18 protein-coding genes are annotated in these 16,441 nt (G+C 59.8%); all 18 read left to right on the top strand.

Translation table 11 applies throughout. The features are described 5' to 3' along the window. The first annotated feature begins 1 nt into the window (after nucleotide 1). The gene (coaBC, locus tag ACTJJW_RS02770; RefSeq protein WP_462642543.1) at nucleotides 2-1,201 is read left to right on the top strand and encodes a bifunctional phosphopantothenoylcysteine decarboxylase/phosphopantothenate--cysteine ligase CoaBC; all 1,200 of its coding nucleotides are present in this window, start codon (nucleotides 2-4) and stop codon (nucleotides 1,199-1,201) included. 29 nt (nucleotides 1,202-1,230) lie between these two features. Further along, nucleotides 1,231-2,427, top strand: coding sequence for a methionine adenosyltransferase (gene metK, locus ACTJJW_RS02775; RefSeq protein ID WP_462642545.1), 1,197 nt, complete (start codon nucleotides 1,231-1,233; stop codon nucleotides 2,425-2,427). A gap of 2 nt (nucleotides 2,428-2,429) precedes the next feature. After that, nucleotides 2,430-4,406, top strand: coding sequence for a primosomal protein N' family DNA-binding protein (locus tag ACTJJW_RS02780; RefSeq protein ID WP_462642547.1), 1,977 nt, complete (start codon nucleotides 2,430-2,432; stop codon nucleotides 4,404-4,406). A gap of 54 nt (nucleotides 4,407-4,460) precedes the next feature. Further along, nucleotides 4,461-5,381 (top strand): methionyl-tRNA formyltransferase, encoded by a 921-nt coding sequence (fmt, locus tag ACTJJW_RS02785; protein WP_462642884.1) that lies wholly within the window; start codon nucleotides 4,461-4,463, stop codon nucleotides 5,379-5,381. After that, complete coding sequence (locus ACTJJW_RS02790) at nucleotides 5,378-6,742, top strand: RsmB/NOP family class I SAM-dependent RNA methyltransferase (protein WP_462642548.1); 1,365 nt, start codon at nucleotides 5,378-5,380, stop codon at nucleotides 6,740-6,742. Before fmt ends, ACTJJW_RS02790 begins: the two co-directional genes overlap by 4 nt. A 13-nt stretch (nucleotides 6,743-6,755) precedes the next feature. After that, nucleotides 6,756-7,418 (top strand): ribulose-phosphate 3-epimerase, encoded by a 663-nt coding sequence (rpe, locus tag ACTJJW_RS02795; RefSeq protein WP_462642549.1) that lies wholly within the window; start codon nucleotides 6,756-6,758, stop codon nucleotides 7,416-7,418. Nucleotides 7,419-7,454: 36 nt separating this feature from the next. Next, nucleotides 7,455-7,829 (top strand): FKBP-type peptidyl-prolyl cis-trans isomerase, encoded by a 375-nt coding sequence (locus ACTJJW_RS02800; protein WP_462642551.1) that lies wholly within the window; start codon nucleotides 7,455-7,457, stop codon nucleotides 7,827-7,829. A 61-nt stretch (nucleotides 7,830-7,890) separates the two neighbouring features. Then, a complete protein-coding gene (locus tag ACTJJW_RS02805; protein ID WP_462642552.1) occupies nucleotides 7,891-8,154 on the top strand; it encodes a phosphoribosyl-ATP diphosphatase in 264 nt (87 codons plus the stop codon). A 43-nt stretch (nucleotides 8,155-8,197) separates the two neighbouring features. After that, nucleotides 8,198-9,040, top strand: coding sequence for an ATP phosphoribosyltransferase (gene hisG / locus ACTJJW_RS02810; protein WP_462642554.1), 843 nt, complete (start codon nucleotides 8,198-8,200; stop codon nucleotides 9,038-9,040). A 2-nt stretch (nucleotides 9,041-9,042) separates the two neighbouring features. Then, on the top strand, nucleotides 9,043-9,795 hold the full coding sequence (gene hisF, locus ACTJJW_RS02815) for an imidazole glycerol phosphate synthase subunit HisF (RefSeq protein WP_462642555.1): 753 nt from the start codon (nucleotides 9,043-9,045) through the stop codon (nucleotides 9,793-9,795). Continuing rightward, entirely contained in the window at nucleotides 9,792-10,169 is a 378-nt protein-coding gene (gene hisI / locus ACTJJW_RS02820) for a phosphoribosyl-AMP cyclohydrolase (protein WP_462642557.1), read from the top strand. The genes hisF and hisI overlap by 4 nt, the downstream gene beginning before the upstream one ends. Continuing rightward, nucleotides 10,162-11,688: an anthranilate synthase component I gene (locus tag ACTJJW_RS02825; protein ID WP_462642558.1), complete on the top strand. Its 1,527-nt coding sequence runs from the start codon at nucleotides 10,162-10,164 to the stop codon at nucleotides 11,686-11,688. Before hisI ends, ACTJJW_RS02825 begins: the two co-directional genes overlap by 8 nt. Next, nucleotides 11,685-12,254 carry a Trp biosynthesis-associated membrane protein gene (locus tag ACTJJW_RS02830; RefSeq protein WP_462642560.1) on the top strand — a complete coding sequence of 190 codons (570 nt, stop codon included), beginning with the start codon at nucleotides 11,685-11,687 and terminating at the stop codon, nucleotides 12,252-12,254. Before ACTJJW_RS02825 ends, ACTJJW_RS02830 begins: the two co-directional genes overlap by 4 nt. A gap of 60 nt (nucleotides 12,255-12,314) precedes the next feature. Then, the gene (locus ACTJJW_RS02835) at nucleotides 12,315-12,545 is read left to right on the top strand and encodes a DUF6704 family protein (RefSeq protein ID WP_343924999.1); all 231 of its coding nucleotides are present in this window, start codon (nucleotides 12,315-12,317) and stop codon (nucleotides 12,543-12,545) included. Between the two features lies 1 nt (nucleotide 12,546). Then, complete coding sequence (trpC, locus tag ACTJJW_RS02840; protein ID WP_462642562.1) at nucleotides 12,547-13,317, top strand: indole-3-glycerol phosphate synthase TrpC; 771 nt, start codon at nucleotides 12,547-12,549, stop codon at nucleotides 13,315-13,317. Then, nucleotides 13,317-14,534, top strand: coding sequence for a tryptophan synthase subunit beta (trpB, locus tag ACTJJW_RS02845; protein ID WP_462642563.1), 1,218 nt, complete (start codon nucleotides 13,317-13,319; stop codon nucleotides 14,532-14,534). The genes trpC and trpB overlap by 1 nt, the downstream gene beginning before the upstream one ends. Then, nucleotides 14,531-15,313, top strand: coding sequence for a tryptophan synthase subunit alpha (trpA, locus tag ACTJJW_RS02850; RefSeq protein WP_462642564.1), 783 nt, complete (start codon nucleotides 14,531-14,533; stop codon nucleotides 15,311-15,313). Before trpB ends, trpA begins: the two co-directional genes overlap by 4 nt. A gap of 24 nt (nucleotides 15,314-15,337) precedes the next feature. Next, the gene (lgt, locus tag ACTJJW_RS02855; RefSeq protein ID WP_462642565.1) at nucleotides 15,338-16,429 is read left to right on the top strand and encodes a prolipoprotein diacylglyceryl transferase; all 1,092 of its coding nucleotides are present in this window, start codon (nucleotides 15,338-15,340) and stop codon (nucleotides 16,427-16,429) included. The last annotated feature ends 12 nt before the right edge of the window (nucleotides 16,430-16,441 follow it).

A 16,441-nucleotide genomic window follows, 5' to 3' on the forward strand; every position in this document is an offset into this window, starting at 1 on the left:
GGTGACCGCGCTCAACGTAGTCGTCGGAATTTCTGGCGGAATCGCTGCCTATAAGGCGGTCTCGGTTGTGCGCGATCTCGTGCTCGCGGGCCACGACGTTCACGTTGTCGCCACGAGCAACGCTCTCAAGTTTGTGGGATTGCCCACGCTTGAGGCCATTAGTCGTAACCCAGTTCACACTGACCTCTACGAGGGTGTGGATGAGGTGCGCCACGTTTCTGTCGGCCAGGCTGCCGACGTGATCGTGGTTGCGCCCGCTACTGCCAACACGATCGCCAAAATCGCGACGGGTCAGGCAAGCGACTTCCTTGGCAACACCATTTTGGCCAGCACGGCGCCGATTGTTGTTGCTCCGGCCATGCACACCGAAATGTGGCTGAATCCGGCCACGGTGGCCAATGTTGAGACACTGCGGTCACGCGGCATCCACATTATCGGGCCAGAATCAGGCCAATTGACGGGCACTGATAGCGGGCCCGGCCGGATGTCAGAGCCCAGCGACATTGTTGCTGCCGCGTTAGACGCCGTGGCCTCCTCTCACGACCTTTCCGGCCGCACAGTGCTTGTCACTGCGGGCGGTACCCGTGAGCCTCTCGATCCGGTGCGCTTTATCGGCAATCGTTCGAGCGGTAAGCAGGGTGTTGCTGTTGCGACCGCTGCTGCGGCGCGTGGCGCATCCGTGGTTCTGATCGGTGCCAACCTTGAGGTTCCGGCGCCGGCGGGCGTCCGGCTCGTTGAAGTAGGTACCACGCTAGAGCTACAAACGGCTGTTGAGGCTGAAGCTACTGCGGCAGATCTGGTGGTCATGGCCGCCGCTGTTGCGGACTACCGCCCGACGGAGACTGCTCAGACCAAGATTAAGAAGCGCAGTGACTCACGCACGCTCGAACTGCGTCTGGAAGAGAACCCTGACATTTTGCGTGGGCTATCAAACAACCGCTCACGCGATCAGGTGATTGTTGGGTTTGCGGCAGAGACCGAACCAGACAGCGATGCGCTTCTGCAACTGGGTAGCGCCAAAGTTTCACGCAAGGGCTGTGACTTTCTGGTTCTCAACCGTGTGGGTTGGACCGAAGGCTTTGCCTCGGACCGTAACACTGTCGTCGTGATCGACAAGGCCGGAGATAGAGTGGGCGAGGCGAGCGGAAGCAAGTTGTCGGTGGCCCACCGCATTCTGGATCTTGTGTTCGCAGCCCGCTGACATCCATTCATCACTACCGGAGACGGCTTATGACTTCGCCCCTGCGCACCTTCACCTCGGAGTCTGTTACTGAGGGACACCCCGACAAGATTTGCGATCAGATCAGTGACAGCATCCTGGATGCTCTCCTTGAGGAAGATCCCCATGCTCGTGTTGCGGTTGAGACCCTCGTAACCACCGGTCTTGTTCATGTTGCTGGCGAGGTCACGACATCCGGTTATGCGGACATTCCCGCTATCGTGCGGGATCGTATCTCTGAGATCGGGTACAACTCCTCGGCTGTTGGTTTTGATGGTCGTTCCTGTGGCGTCTCGATCTCCATTGGTGCGCAGTCGCCAGACATTGCGCAGGGCGTTGATGTTGCTTTGGAGACCCGAGAAGGACACTCGAGTGACAAGCTCGACGTTCTCGGTGCTGGCGACCAGGGTGTTATGTTCGGCTACGCCACAATCGAAACTCCTCAGCTCATGCCAGCACCGGTCTGGTTCGCGCACCGGATGGCGGAACGCCTCGCTGAGGTTCGCAAGCTCGGTCTGGTCGACTATTTGCGCCCGGATGGCAAGACACAGGTGACGGTGGGCTACGAGGGAGATATCCCGCGCAGCATCGAGACTGTCGTGCTGTCGACCCAGCATTCTCCCCACATTTCGACCGCACAGTTGCGTTCTGAGATCGAAGAACTCGTCGTTCGTCCCATTGTCGAGAGTTCGGGTCTTGACCTGTCGAACCTGCACGCGATCGTGAATCCGAGCGGCCGCTTCGAAATCGGTGGGCCGCAGGGCGACGCTGGAGTGACCGGCCGCAAGGTTATCGTCGACACGTACGGCGGAGCATCGCGTCACGGTGGCGGCGCATTCAGCGGCAAGGACCCGTCGAAGGTTGACCGCTCGGCTACCTACGCCATGCGCTGGGTCGCCAAGAACGCTGTAGCGGCCGGCCTCGCCGATCGTCTAGAAATTCAGATTGCCTACGCAATCGGTCGTGCTGCGCCGGTGAGCCTGTATGTAGAGACTTTCGGCACGGGGCACGTTTCTGACGATGCCATCTTGGGCGCGATCCATGAGGTATTCGATTTGCGACCGGGGGCTATCATCCACGATCTTGATCTCTTGCGGCCTATCTATGCGAAGACCGCCACCTACGGCCACTTCGGTCGTGAGTTGCCCGAGTTCACCTGGGAACGACTCGACCGCGTTGAGGCTCTTCGCAGGGCCGCCGGGCTCTAGAGATGGCTGAAGCATCCATTGCACGGGTGCTCATTGACTCTCCGCTGCCGCAACTCGACAGACTTTTCGACTATACAATTCCTGAGAAGCTTCGGGATGAAGCCCGTGCTGGCGTTCGAGTCAAAGCTCCGCTGAGGACTCTCGGCCGCCTGGTCGAGGGGTGGATTGTTGAACTCACCGACACAGTGGGTTTCGCAGGTAAACTGAGTGAGCTCGATTCGGTGATCTCACCGTTTCCCGTTCTGACTCCAGAAGTGTGGACTCTTGCCCGGGCTGCGGCAGATCGAGCTGCGGGTAACGCGGCGGATGTGCTGCGACTAGGAATACCTAAGCGTCACGCCCGAGCTGAAAAGTCACTTCCCGATCCTGCAACGGCGTCATACGAGCATTCAGGCGAACCGCTACCGGTCTCCTATTTTGATGCGGCTTCGATCACTACTCTTCTCTCAGCGAGAAAACGTGCGGCACTGTCGGCGCCGACGGGGGTCGTTCAAATTTCGCCGGGTAAGTGGGTCGGTCGATGGGCGGTAACCATGGCTGAATTGGCTGCCCAGACTCTCGCTCGTGGTTCGACTGCAATTCTGGCGACTCCCGATTTTCGTGATCAGGAACAACTGGAAACTGCGGTAGCTGCGCTTATTCCGGGGGATCGAATTCTCCGCCTCGATGCACGCCAGAGTGTCCAGCGTCGCTACGGAAATTTCTTGCGTGCCCACGACGGCACGCCGTATGTGATCATCGGCAACCGGTCGGCTGTCTACGCGCCGGCGACGCGGCTGGGCCTTATCGCGGTTTGGGACGACGGAGATTCGCTCTACAGCGAGAACCTCTCGCCCTACATCCATACTCGAGACGCAGCGTTGCTTCGCCAAGAACAGCAGCAGTGTGCGCTCGTGTTCTTGAGCCACTCCCGCAGCACCGAAGTGCAGCGGCTTGTTGAAGTCGGGTGGCTTGGAGCGATGAGCCCCGGAGGGATTCGTCCGCCGAAGGTCATCCCGTCGGCCAATCAGGTCAGCCAGGATCGGCTTGCCGCAATTGCTCGCATCCCGTCGGCAGCGTGGAAAGCGGCGCGTGCGGGTCTCGATGAGGGCCCAGTTCTGGTGCAGGTAGCCCGCCCAGGCTATGCGCCTAGGCTCGCATGTGCGGATTGCGCTCAGACTGCACGTTGTACAACCTGTGCCGGACCCCTGGCGCAACGCTCCGCCTCTTCGACGCCCAGCTGTGTGTGGTGTGGGGCGCTGGCCGTGAAATGGCAGTGTCGTGAATGTGACGGCGCTCGTCTTCGGATGGTGGGTTCCGGCAGTGCCCGAACCGCTGACGAGTTGGGGCGAGCATTTCCCGGATACCGCGTGATAGTCGCCGACGGAGATCATCAGGTCACTACAGTCTCGTCGGAGCCGTCACTAGTGATCGCAACGCGAGGCGCCGAGCCGGTCGCTGAGGGGGGCTACCGTGCGGTACTGCTCCTTGACGGGGCCGGCATGCTGGCCCGTGAAAGCTTGCGCGTGTCGGAGGATTGCCTTCGCTGGTGGTCGAATGCGATTGCGCTGGCGGCCGACGGTGCTCCGGCCGTGGTCGTTGGTGTGGGCGGAGCCCTTGCGACGGCTCTCGTTACCTGGCGCCAAGAAGACTTTGCCAGCTCTGAGCTCGCGGACCGCCGAGAGCTTCGGTTTCCGCCGGCGATTCGTGTGGCAACGCTCACCGGCAAGGTTGCACTCGTCTCCGAAGCGATCGAGCAGCTGCCGGTTGAACCGCTTGACGTGTTGGGCCCAGTAGATCTTCCCGACGGTGTTGTGCGCACGATCATCCGGTTCGACTACAAGGCGGGTCCGGCAGTCGCAGAACAGCTCAAGGCCCTTGTGGTGGCTGCAACAACCGTGTCGCGCAGTAATCGCAAACCAGGCATGCCTCGAGCCAGCCAGCCGGCGCCCGGCTTGCGAGTTCACCTCGACGATCTTGAACCTTTTGTCGATCTGTAGCCGCACTGTGCGAACGCCTGTGGGATTTCGCGAGAGAATTGGTGAATGACTTCGTTGCGACTTCTCTTTGCCGGTAGCCCCGAGGTTGCTGTTCCGAGTCTCGATGCACTCCTGGAGAGTCCTCACGAGGTCGCTGGTGTGCTCACCCGCACTGATTCTGCGCAGGGTCGCCGCCGAGTAATGACGCCGACTCCCGTTGCGGCGAGGGCCGAGCACGCCGGCATCAATGTAATCCGGGCAAACCGTCTCGATGACGCGGCAAGCCAGGCAATTGACGCACTAAATGTCGATCTTGGTGTGATTGTCGCGTACGGCGGGCTAGTGCCGAAGAGCGTGCTCACCATCCCGCGCCTGGGTTGGATTAACCTCCACTTTTCACTGCTTCCTCAGTGGCGCGGTGCAGCACCCGTTCAGCGAGCGATTATGGGCGGCGATACTCTCGCTGGCGCCACTGTTTTTCAGTTGGTTGAGAAGTTAGACGCCGGCGACATTTTCGCGACAATGACCGAGCCGATCGGTGCACAACAGACTGCCGGTGCGCTGCTTAAGCAACTCTCTTTCTCTGGCGCAGACCTGCTTTCGCGGGTGGTTAATTCGTTAGCCGATGGCAGCGCTCTCGCGGTGCCGCAGTCGGGCGAGGTCACCTTGGCTCCGAAACTGACATTGGATGACGGCCGGATCGATTGGTCTCAGCCAGCGCAAGCAGTACACAATCAGATCCGCGGCGTCACTCCTGAACCTGGTGCGTCGACCCAGGTCGATGGCAAGAGACTAAAAGTTCTCGAGGCAGCAATTGCGCGCGAGACCCCTGCGCTGCCTGCTGGGCGCATCGACTTCGTCGGCAAGAAGGTTTTTGTCGGCACAGCAACAGAACCAATCGAGCTTCTCCGGGTGCACCCGGAGGGGCGTAATGCAATGGATGCCGCAGCCTGGTGGCGCGGCCTGAATTCAGAATCAGAGGTGGTGGCTTCGTGAGCTACGCACAGTCAGCCCGTCGAGTCGCGCTCGATGTCATTATGGCGGTGCGCGAGTCGGATGCGTATGCCAATTTGCTTTTGCCTGTTCACCTCGAGCGGGCGAAGCTTTCGCCCGCCGATGCAGGTCTGGCTACCGAGCTCACTTACGGCACGCTGCGCATGCAGGGCTACTACGATGCCGTGATTGCGCAGGCCGCCGGGCGTGCTGTCTCGAAGATTGATCCGCCGGTCCTCGATGTGTTGAGGCTCGCTACTCACCAGTTGTTGTCGATGCGGGTTCCGTCGCACGCCGCCGTTGATGAGTCGGTTCGCTTGGCGAAAACGATTGGTTCACGCTCGGCAGTTGGTTTCGTCAACGCTGTTTTGCGTGCGATCACGAAGCACGAGCCTGAGGTGTGGCGCGAGCGTGTCATTGGTGCGGCGGGGTCGGGCGAGGAAGCCCTCGCGTTGGCGTACTCGCACCCGCTCTGGGTTACCCGTGCGTTCCGGCAGGTGCTGGTCGCTGAGGGGCGTGAAGCCGAGCTTGAGGGCCTGTTGGCCGCAGATAACGTTCCTGCCCGAGTATCCGTTGCTGCTTTGCCAGGGTTCTCGGATGCCGCACAGATCGATGTGACCATCGCCGAGTATTCGCCGGTCGGCGGAACACTGCGCGAGGGTGATCCTGGCAAGAACGCAGCCGTGGCTTCGGGACGCGCACGCGTTCAAGACGAGGGCTCTCAGTTGGCTGCACTCGCGTTGAGCCGAGCTCGTCCGATTGTTGCGGGGGAGTCGTGGCTCGATATGTGCGCTGGCCCTGGGGGCAAAGCTGCGCTGCTCGCGGCCGAAGCGCTCATTGGTGGCGCTCACCTGACAGCGAATGAACTCATTCCTGCTCGGGCGAAGCTTGTACGCAACGCTCTTGCCGTGTTTGATACCCCTCCTGAGGTGTGGGAGAAAGACGGCGCTGAGATTGGCCAAGAGCATCCGGGAGAGTTCGACCGAATCTTGCTTGACGCGCCGTGTACCGGGTTGGGTGCTCTGCGTCGTCGCCCCGAAGCGCGCTGGCGCAAGCAACCCGGTGATGTCGCACAGCTTGGTGCTCTGCAGACTGCACTACTTCACTCCGCTCTTGATGCGCTGAAGCCGGGTGGGGTGCTTGCTTATGTCACGTGCTCTCCGCACGCTGCAGAAACGAAAGCGATCGTGGGCTCGGTGCTTCGTAAGGTTCCGAGCGTGACCAAGATGGACACTCCAGCGGTAGTGCGCGAAATCGCAGTGGGTGAACTTGACATGCCAGAAGCCAGTCATGTGCAGCTGTGGCCACACCGCCATGGCACCGACGCAATGTTCATTCAGCTGCTCGTGAAGGCTGACTCCTAGATAGGCTCACGGTATGTCAGTACGTATTAACCCCAGTATTCTCGCTGCCGATTTCGCGAACCTCGAACGTGACATTTTGCGGATCTCAAATGCCGATCTCGTGCACGTCGACATCATGGATAACCATTTTGTGCCCAACCTCACGTTTGGGTTGCAGATGACGGAACGCATTCAACAGGTCTCGCCAATTCCACTCGATGTGCATCTCATGATTGACAATCCTGAGCGCTGGGCACCCGACTACGCCGATTTGGGCGCGTTTGCTGTTACTTTTCACGCAGAAGCGTCAACGGATGCTGTTGCACTGGCACGCACATTGCGGTCTCAGGGCACGCGCGCCGGTGTAGCGCTGAAGCCCGGCACGGCCGTCGAGCCCTACCTAGAGCTGCTTGAAGAGTTCGACCAGGTACTCATCATGACTGTCGAACCCGGCTTTGGTGGCCAGAGCTTCATGGAAGAAACGATGCCGAAGCTGCGCCAGTTGCGCGAGCTGGTCGACAAGCGCGGGCTCGACGTGTGGCTCGAAGTCGACGGTGGTGTCGACGATCGCACGATCGAAATCGCAGCAGCGGCCGGTGCCGATACTTTTGTCGCGGGCTCATCCGTCTACCGCGGAGCTGATCCTTCGCTTCGAGTCACCGAGTTGCGCGAACGCGCGAGCGCTCACCGCCATTAGTCAGCTCGCTGCTACCGCGTCTGGTTGACTAGACACATGAGCGATTCAGGAAAAACCAAGCCAGAGGTCGAGTTCTATGAGGGCCAAGCGCCCGCTGAACTCGTTGTTATCGATATTGAAGAAGGAACGGGAGCAGAGGCCACGCCCGGAGCGACCGTAAATGTTCACTACTTGGGCGTCGATTTCGAGTCGGGCGAAGAGTTCGACTCGTCATGGAGCCGTGGTGAGTCCATCAACTTCCCTCTCACCGCTCTCATCAGCGGATGGCAAGAAGGCATTCCAGGCATGAAGGTTGGCGGACGCCGTCAGCTCATCTGCCCGCCGCACCTTGCCTACGGCCCCGCAGGCGGAGGACACCAGTTGTCTGGTCGCACCCTGACCTTCGTGATCGATCTTCTTGGCACGAACTAGGCAGACGTTCGCATCTTGTGAAACGGTGAGGTACCGCCCTTCGGGGCGGTACCCTTGACCTGTGAAAGACTTTGACGCACTTTTTGCAGAACTAAGCCGCAAAGCGGTTGATCGCCCGGCCGGCTCAGGCTCAATTGCCCTTCTCGATGCCGGAGTGCATTCGATTGGCAAAAAGATCGTCGAAGAGGCTGCCGAAGTGTGGATGGCAGCAGAATTCCAGTCCGACGAAGAAACTGCCGAAGAAATTTCGCAGCTGATCTATCACCTCCAAGTTCTGATGGTTGCCAAGGGGCTTACCCCCGAGGACGTGTGGCGACATCTCTGACGCCGCTACCCCCTTTTTTCGCGCGAACTGACTGAGAGTTGACATGTTAAGAGTTGCAGTGCCCAACAAGGGTTCACTGAGCGATACCGCTTCCGAAATGCTTTCCGAGGCCGGCTACGTTGGTCGCCGAGATCCCCGTGCGCTCAACGTGCGTGACGAACGCAACGGTGTTGAGTTTTTCTACCTTCGCCCCCGCGACATCGCTACCTATGTCGGCTCCGGAGCCCTTGATGTCGGCATCACTGGCCGAGACTTGCTCTTGGATTCGCAATCGCCCGCGGTAGAAATCGCGAGTCTCGACTTCGGGGGATCGACGTTCCGCTTTGCGGGAGCTCCCGGTCGTTTTACCGAATTATCTGACCTCAGCGGTGTGCGGGTCGCAACAAGCTACGCAGGACTCGTTGGCGCGTTTCTCGAGCGCAACGGCGTAAAGGCCGAGCTCGTGAGCCTCGATGGTGCCGTTGAGTCCGCGATCCGACTCGGGGTTGCGGATGCCGTTGCTGACGTCGTGTCGACAGGTTCGACCCTCCGCGCGCAGGGTCTTGAGATCTTCGGCCCGGTCATCCTCGACTCCACCGCCGTGCTCATTAGCTCCGGCACTGCGGAAGGCGATGGTGTTGCCACCCTTCAGCGCCGCTTGCAAGGTGTGCTGGTTGCTCGTCAGTTTGTGCTGATCGACTACGACGTGCCCGTGCGGCTTCTTGAAGCAGCAACGAAGGTGACGCCCGGAATTGAGAGCCCTACGGTTTCACCGTTGCAGGATCCCGACTGGGTGGCTGTTCGATCGATGGTTCGTCGCACAGACACTAATCACGTCATGGATGAGCTCTACGCCGTGGGGGCACGCGCCATTCTCGTCAGCACCATTCACGCAGCGAGGATCTAGCGATGGCTGTCGCAGTCCGGGTTATTCCCTGCCTCGATGTCGCCGATGGTCGCGTCGTCAAGGGCGTCAACTTCAAAGATCTTCGCGACGCAGGCGACCCCGTCGGACTCGCTCGCATGTACTACGAGCAGGGTGCAGATGAAGTCACCTTTCTTGACGTCACCGCAACTGTTGAGGGTCGCGCGACGATGTACGACGTCGTGCGGTCAGCGGCAGAACAGATCTTTATCCCGCTGACGGTTGGCGGTGGTGTGAGGGAACCCGATGACGTCTCCAAGCTGCTCGCTCACGGCGCAGACAAAGTTGGCGTCAACAGTGCCGCTCTCGCGCGACCACAGCTCATCGACGATATTGCACGACAGTTTGGAGCTCAAGTCTTGGTGCTGAGCCTCGACATTAAGCGGCGTGGGGACGGCTGGATCGTTACTACCCACGGCGGCCGCACAGAAACTGACCGCGATGCGATCCAGTGGGCGCACGAAGTGATGGAACGTGGTGCGGGAGAGCTGCTCGTCAACTCGATCGATGCAGACGGGACCAAGCAGGGATTCGACCTTGAACTGGTATCTGCGATCAGCGAGTTTGCGACAGTGCCCGTCATCGCCAGCGGCGGTGCAGGTGCGGTTGAACATTTTGCCCCAGCAATCGAGGCCGGTGCTGATGCCGTGCTCGCGGCATCCGTGTTCCACAACCGTCAACTGACAGTTGGCGACGTCAAAGAAGCCCTTCGAAGTAATGGATTGGTTACCCGATGAGCGACGAACTCACACCAGCGACAGTTAGCGACGTTCTCGAGCGCGCACAGTTCGCGCCCGACGGGTTACTGCCGGCGATCATTCAGCAATGGGACACCAAAGAGGTGCTCATGCTGGGCTACATGAATGCTGAGGCCCTCACGCGAACGCTCACCGAGGGTCGCGTGACCTTCTATAGCCGCAGCCGCCAAGAACTGTGGCGCAAGGGCGATACCAGCGGTCACCGCCAATACGTGCGCACGGCAGCGTTAGATTGCGATCGTGATGCTCTTCTTGTTGGCGTCGAACAGGTCGGGGCGGCGTGCCACACGGGTGCGCACTCCTGCTTCGAGGTTGACCCGCTCGTTCCGCTTCAGGGATTCTCCGATGAATAGCACCACAGACCACGCAGAGTTTGAGCGACTCGTTTCAGCGGGCAATCGGGTCGTTCCGGTCATCCGTGAGGTTTTTGCCGACGGTGAGACACCTGTCGGCGTGTATCGCAAGCTTGCCCAGGCCAAACCGGGAACATTTCTTCTCGAGTCCGCAGGGCAGGGTGGAATCTGGTCGCGTTTCTCCTTTGTGGGAGTCTCCAGCTTTGGCGTGCTCACGCAGCACGAAGACAGCGTTGACTGGATCGACTACGGCCTGTCGCGTGAACGAGTGCTCGGCGCCGATTGCCCGACAGCACCGCTAGACGCGCTTGCGCACCTCAACGAACGGTGGAAGACACCAAGGGTTGCCGGTCATCCACCTCTCACTGGAGGGCTCGTCGGCTTTATCGGCTGGGAGGCAATTCGACAGTTGGAGAATCTTCCAGATGCTCCACCCGCCGATTTCGAGGTCCCGAGCCAGGCGCTGAGTTTCGTTTCTGATCTCGTAGTGCTTGATCATCGCAACGGAACAGTGCTGCTCGTTTCGACCGCACTCAACGATGGATTCCTTGACGCGGCAACGATGTGGGCCGAAGCTCAGTCTCGACTGGATGTGCTCCAAGCTGGTCTCGCTCGACCGACGGAGGCCTTTCTCTCTGAAGTTGATATTGAGATCGAACCTACGCCAATCCCACGAAGCACCCCTGAGCAGTACGCTCACGCGATTGCTCGCTCTAAAGAGTTCATCCGTGAAGGGGATGTCTTTCAGGTCGTGATTTCGCAGCGTTTCGATCACGAGCTCAGCGCGAGCCCACTCGATGTCTATCGCGTACTCCGCACGCTCAACCCCTCGCCCTACATGTATCTGCTGTCGCTGGTGGATGTTGACGGTCGCCCCTATTCGATCGTTGGCGCCAGCCCCGAGGCGCTCGTCAAGGTCTCACAAAAACGGGTGCACATGCATCCGATCGCTGGATCGCGCCCTCGCGGTGCCGATACCGAACACGACCTCGAACTGGCAGAAGAGCTGCTCGCCGACACCAAAGAGCGTGCAGAGCACCTCATGCTTGTCGATTTGGCTCGCAATGATCTCTTGAAGGTCTGCACGCCGGGCACGGTTGCTGTCACTGAATTCATGCAGGTGGAGCGTTTCAGCCACATTATGCACTTGGTTTCCTCGGTAGAGGGCGACCTTTTGCCGAATGCCTCAGCTGTAGATGTGTTCCGTGCGACATTCCCCGCAGGAACCCTCTCCGGCGCGCCCAAGCCTCGCGCTCTAGAAATCATCGATGAGCTCGAGCCAGCCCAGCGAGGTGTCTACGGGGGAGTCGTCGGCTACTTCGACTTCGCAGGCGACGCCGATCTCGCCATCGCGATCCGCACAGTCACCATCGTCGATGGAGTCGCCCGCGTTCAGGCCGGAGCTGGCCTGGTGGCTGACTCAGATCCTGCTGCCGAACATCAGGAGGCGCAAAATAAGGCCGCGGCACCATTACGTGCGGTTGCGGTCGCTAACGCGATGCGGCGGCTGAATTCATGATCCTGAAACGCTCTCGGCCCATCGTGTTGGCTGGTCTCGTGCTTCTCGGCGCAACAGTGATGCTCTCGTGGACCCAGCGGTGGTTCACGATCATCCTGAACGAGGGCTCTAGCGTTGACGTGCTCGGCAGTGATGCTGCCGGGCCAATCGCGGCACTTGCTCTCTCCATCTTCGCTCTGGTTGCGGCGCTCAGTCTTTCTTCGCTCATGGTGCGGCGCGTTCTCGGGATTCTCGCCGCGGTTGTCGGGGGCATTATCGTTACCGTTGCCCAATCGGCAATTGCCGATCCGCCGCGTGCGTCCGGCGCATTGATCACTGAGGCCACAGGAATCAGCGGCGCGGATTCCCTTCGCGCCATGGTAGACGTGGTCAACGTCAGCGGGTGGCCGATACCCGCGATCACTGCCGGCGGACTCATCGTTGTCTTAGGACTATTCGCGACCTTCACAGCGCATCGCTGGCCAGGACCGACCAAGAAATACGACCGCGCGTCGGCCGTAGTCGCCGACGATCCCGCATCTCAGTGGGATGCTCAGAGCAGAGGAATCGATCCCACTGCCAGCTGAGTGGCACAACCGCGAGCTTTACTCCCGCTAGAATTTAGGATCAGCAAAGAATGGAGCCTGATGAGTACTGATAATGATCCCGGCCACGGCAATTCTCCCGCGGCATGGACCGCCGTTGTCATCATGTTGGTCGCGTTCACGATTGGAACGCTCGCATTCTGGTTCGTCGTGCCGTGGCTGGTATTTGCCTCGGCAGGCCTCGTCGTCGTCGGACTGATCGTCGGACTGGTTCTGCGCAAGCTCGGCTACGGCGTCGGTGGCGACAAGCTCACCGTCGAGCCCCACAACTAGAGTGCTCTCCGATTTAGTCGGCGGCGCGCTTGAAGATGCCGCCGTTCGCCGTGAAGCTGTCAGTCTCGCTGATGTAGAACGTGCTGCGGCTGAAGCTGTGCCAGCTTTGGATGCCCTTGAGGCGCTGTCACCGCGCGAGTGTGTTCACATCATTGCTGAGATCAAACGATCGAGCCCCTCGCGTGGTGCGCTGGCCGAGATTAGCGATCCTGCATCGCTCGCTTTGTCATACCAAACTGGCGGCGCCAGTGTGATCAGCGTTTTGACTGAGCCGCGTCGATTTGATGGTTCGCTCGAGGATCTCATGACGGTGAAGTCTGTCGTGCGACTTCCTGTATTGCGCAAGGACTTCATTGCCGAGCCGTATCAGGTGTTTGAGGCTCGCGCTGCGGGTGCTGATCTCGTTCTTCTCATTGTTGCTGCTCTCGATCAGCAGACTCTCGCGACTCTCTACAACCTGGTCGTCGAACTCGGGATGACTCCGCTCGTCGAGACCCATTCTGCTGAAGAGGTGTCCCGTGCGCTAGATGTCGGAGCCGGCTTGGTCGGCGTCAATGCGCGCGACTTGAGCACCTTCGAACTTGACCAGAATCTGTTCGGCGAGTTGGCCGATCAGATCCCCAGCGGTGTAATCCGCATTGCTGAATCTGCCGTGAAATCTGCGGCTGATGTTGCCCACTATCGCAGGGCGGGCGCCGACGTAGTTCTCGTGGGAGAAGCACTCGTCACCGGTGACCCCATTGCCACCCTGCAAGAGTTTTTGGACTGCTAATGCTGAGAGATGAACTAGGCCCATATTTTGGAGAGTTCGGTGGACGTTTCGTTCCCGAGTCGCTGATCGCTGCTCTCGATGAGCTTGATGCCGCGTACAACGCGGCTAAAAACGATCCCTCGTTCCAAGCAGAACTCGCGGAGCTCCACGCGAGCTACACGGGCCGACCCTCGATCATTACCGAGGCACCTCGTTTCGCGGAGCACGCGGGCGGCGCTCGCATCATCCTGAAGCGCGAAGACCTCAACCACACCGGCTCCCATAAGATCAACAACGTCCTCGGCCAGGCTCTGCTCGCTCGCCGTCTTGGCAAGACACGCTTGATCGCAGAGACCGGTGCCGGTCAACACGGTGTTGCTACAGCCACGGCTGCCGCACTCTTTGGCATGTCCTGCGTCGTCTACATGGGCGAAGTCGATACCGAGCGTCAAGCCTTAAACGTCGCTCGAATGCGTCTTCTCGGCGCCGAAGTCATCCCGGTGACGGCCGGTTCGCGCACGCTTAAGGACGCGATCAACGAAGCGCTTCGCGACTGGGTGGCCAACGTCGAAGATACCCACTACCTCTTGGGGACTGTCGCTGGCCCGCATCCGTTCCCTGTCATGGTGCGCGACTTTCACAAGGTCATCGGCGACGAGGCTCGCGGGCAGGTCATTAAGCTCACTGGTGCACTGCCTACCGCCGTTGTGGCGTGTGTTGGCGGCGGCAGCAATGCAATGGGAATTTTCCATGCGTTCCTTGATGACGCCGATGTTGCGCTCTACGGTTATGAGGCTGCAGGCGAAGGCCACCTCACCGAGCGCCACGCTGCAACCCTCACGCGCGGACGTCCGGGAGTTCTCCACGGTGCCCGCAGCTACATGCTGCAAGACGAGGATGGCCAAACCATCGAGTCTCACTCTATTTCGGCCGGTCTCGACTATCCGGGCGTTGGCCCCGAGCATTCGTGGCTGAAAGACATCGGCCGAGCTAGCTATTTGCCCATTACCGATGCTGAAGCCATGGATGCACTGCGCTTGTTGAGCAGAACTGAAGGAATCATTCCTGCGATCGAGTCTGCCCACGCACTTGCTGGCGCCCTCGACCTGGGAAAGCAGCTCGGGCCCGATTCGGTGATCTTGGTGAACCTCAGCGGCCGAGGCGACAAAGACATGGAAACTGCTGCGGAATACTTCGACCTCATTGATGCTGACGCTGCGGCGGAGGAGAAGTATTGAGCGCTGTAGAAAATACCATCGCACAGGCGAATCGTGACCGTTCAGGCGCTCTCGTCGGCTACCTTCCTGTTGGCTTTCCCACGATCGCCGACAGCGTTGAGGCAGCCGTAGCTCTCGCGGAGAATGGCGTTGACGTCATTGAACTCGGATTGCCATACTCAGACCCTGTGATGGATGGCCCAGCCATTCAGAAGGCTACCCAGCAGGCTCTGGCCAATGGGTTTCGACTGCAGGATGGCTTCGATGCCGTTGCAGAGATTACTTCGCGGGTGTCGACGCCAGTGCTTCTGATGAGTTACTGGAATCCGATCATGCAGTTTGGCGTTGATCGTTTCGCTGATGAGCTCACGGCCGCCGGGGGAGCGGGGATCATCACTCCCGACCTCGTCAGTGATGAGGCAGCGGAGTGGATTGCTGCATCGCAGCGCACCGGCCTCGACCGCGTGTTCTTGGCAGCGCCGTCATCCAGCGACGCACGCTTGGTTCGCGCTGTTGAGGCAAGTACTGGTTTCGTCTACGCGGTTTCCACTATGGGAATCACGGGCGCCAGATCTGACGTCGATACTGCGGCGAAGACGCTCGTCGCCCGCTTGCGCGACGCCGGTTCGACCAGCGCATGTGTTGGTCTCGGTATTTCCACCGCCGACCAGGTGCGTGAGGTTCTAAGCTATGCCGATGGCGCAATCGTCGGCTCAGTATTCGTTAGCGCTCTGGCTGCCGGCGGGGTGAGCGCGGTTGCACAAACTGCCGCATCACTTTCGACCGGTACGCTTGCTTAGTCGCAGTCCAGAAAGGTCACCGTCTTGTCATTAGTTCCGTTCAGTATCCCAAGCCCGCCTGAGTCGTGGGTCACGTTGGTCACGATTCCCTTCGGACAATGGTTGAGCGGTCTGGGGTTCGACCCAAGCCAGGCAATCCTCATCCGCACCTATGCGATCTGTATCTTGGTTGGCATCGTCGCGGCGACGTGGCTCACGACGCGCCGACTGAACAGCCGTGGTGCTGAACCTGGCATTGTGCTCGACATCATTATCTGGGCTGTGCCCTTGGGCTTGGTCGGGGCGCGGTTCTATCACGTGCTCACCCACCCCGGCGATTACTTCTACGAGGGTGCTGATCTGTGGGACGTATTCCGCATCTGGGAGGGTGGCAATGCCATCTTCGGTTCACTGATTGGTGGCGCCGTCGGCGCCTATATTGGTGCACGCAAGACCGGCATCCGATTCTGGAGCTTTGCAGATGCTCTCGCTCCCGGCATGCTTCTTGCTCAGGCCATCGGACGTCTCGGCAACTACTTTAACCGCGAGTTGTTCGGGCAGCCGACCGATCTGCCCTGGGGCCTCGAGATCGAGGCAACGAACTCTGCTTTTCCAGCAGGACTACCTGCGGATACTCTCTTCCACCCCACGTTCCTCTACGAGATGATCTGGAACGTCGTCGGAATTGTCTTCTTGCTTACTATGGAGCGTCAGTACGGCTTTGTGAAGAAGCACGTACTGGGGCTCACCGTACCGGTATTCACCGCTACCGGCCCGGTCCGCCTTCAGTGGGGCAAGGTTTGGGCGCTGTACATGATCTGGTATGGTATCGGCCGCTCATGGTTCGAGACGATCCGTATCGACCCAAGCGAGGTCTACCTCGGACTGCGCGTCAACGTCTGGGGAGCGATCTTTACGGTGGTTCTCGGCGTGATCTTGTTCATCATTCAGTCGCGTCGTCATGTCGGTGTTGAACAGAGTGCCTACGTCGATGGTCACAGATGGACCGCCGATGGTGTTGTAAACTCCGATGAAACCTATTCCGAGCATGACATTGTCGTCAACGCTGTCGAGGAGTCCGCTCCTGTCACTGTTTCGAAAGAGTCCGCCACAAGCGGCCACACCCCTCAGGCCTAAATCGGGCACTGA

The sequence above is a fragment of the Rhodoglobus galactosidasius genome, from assembly GCF_054957775.1.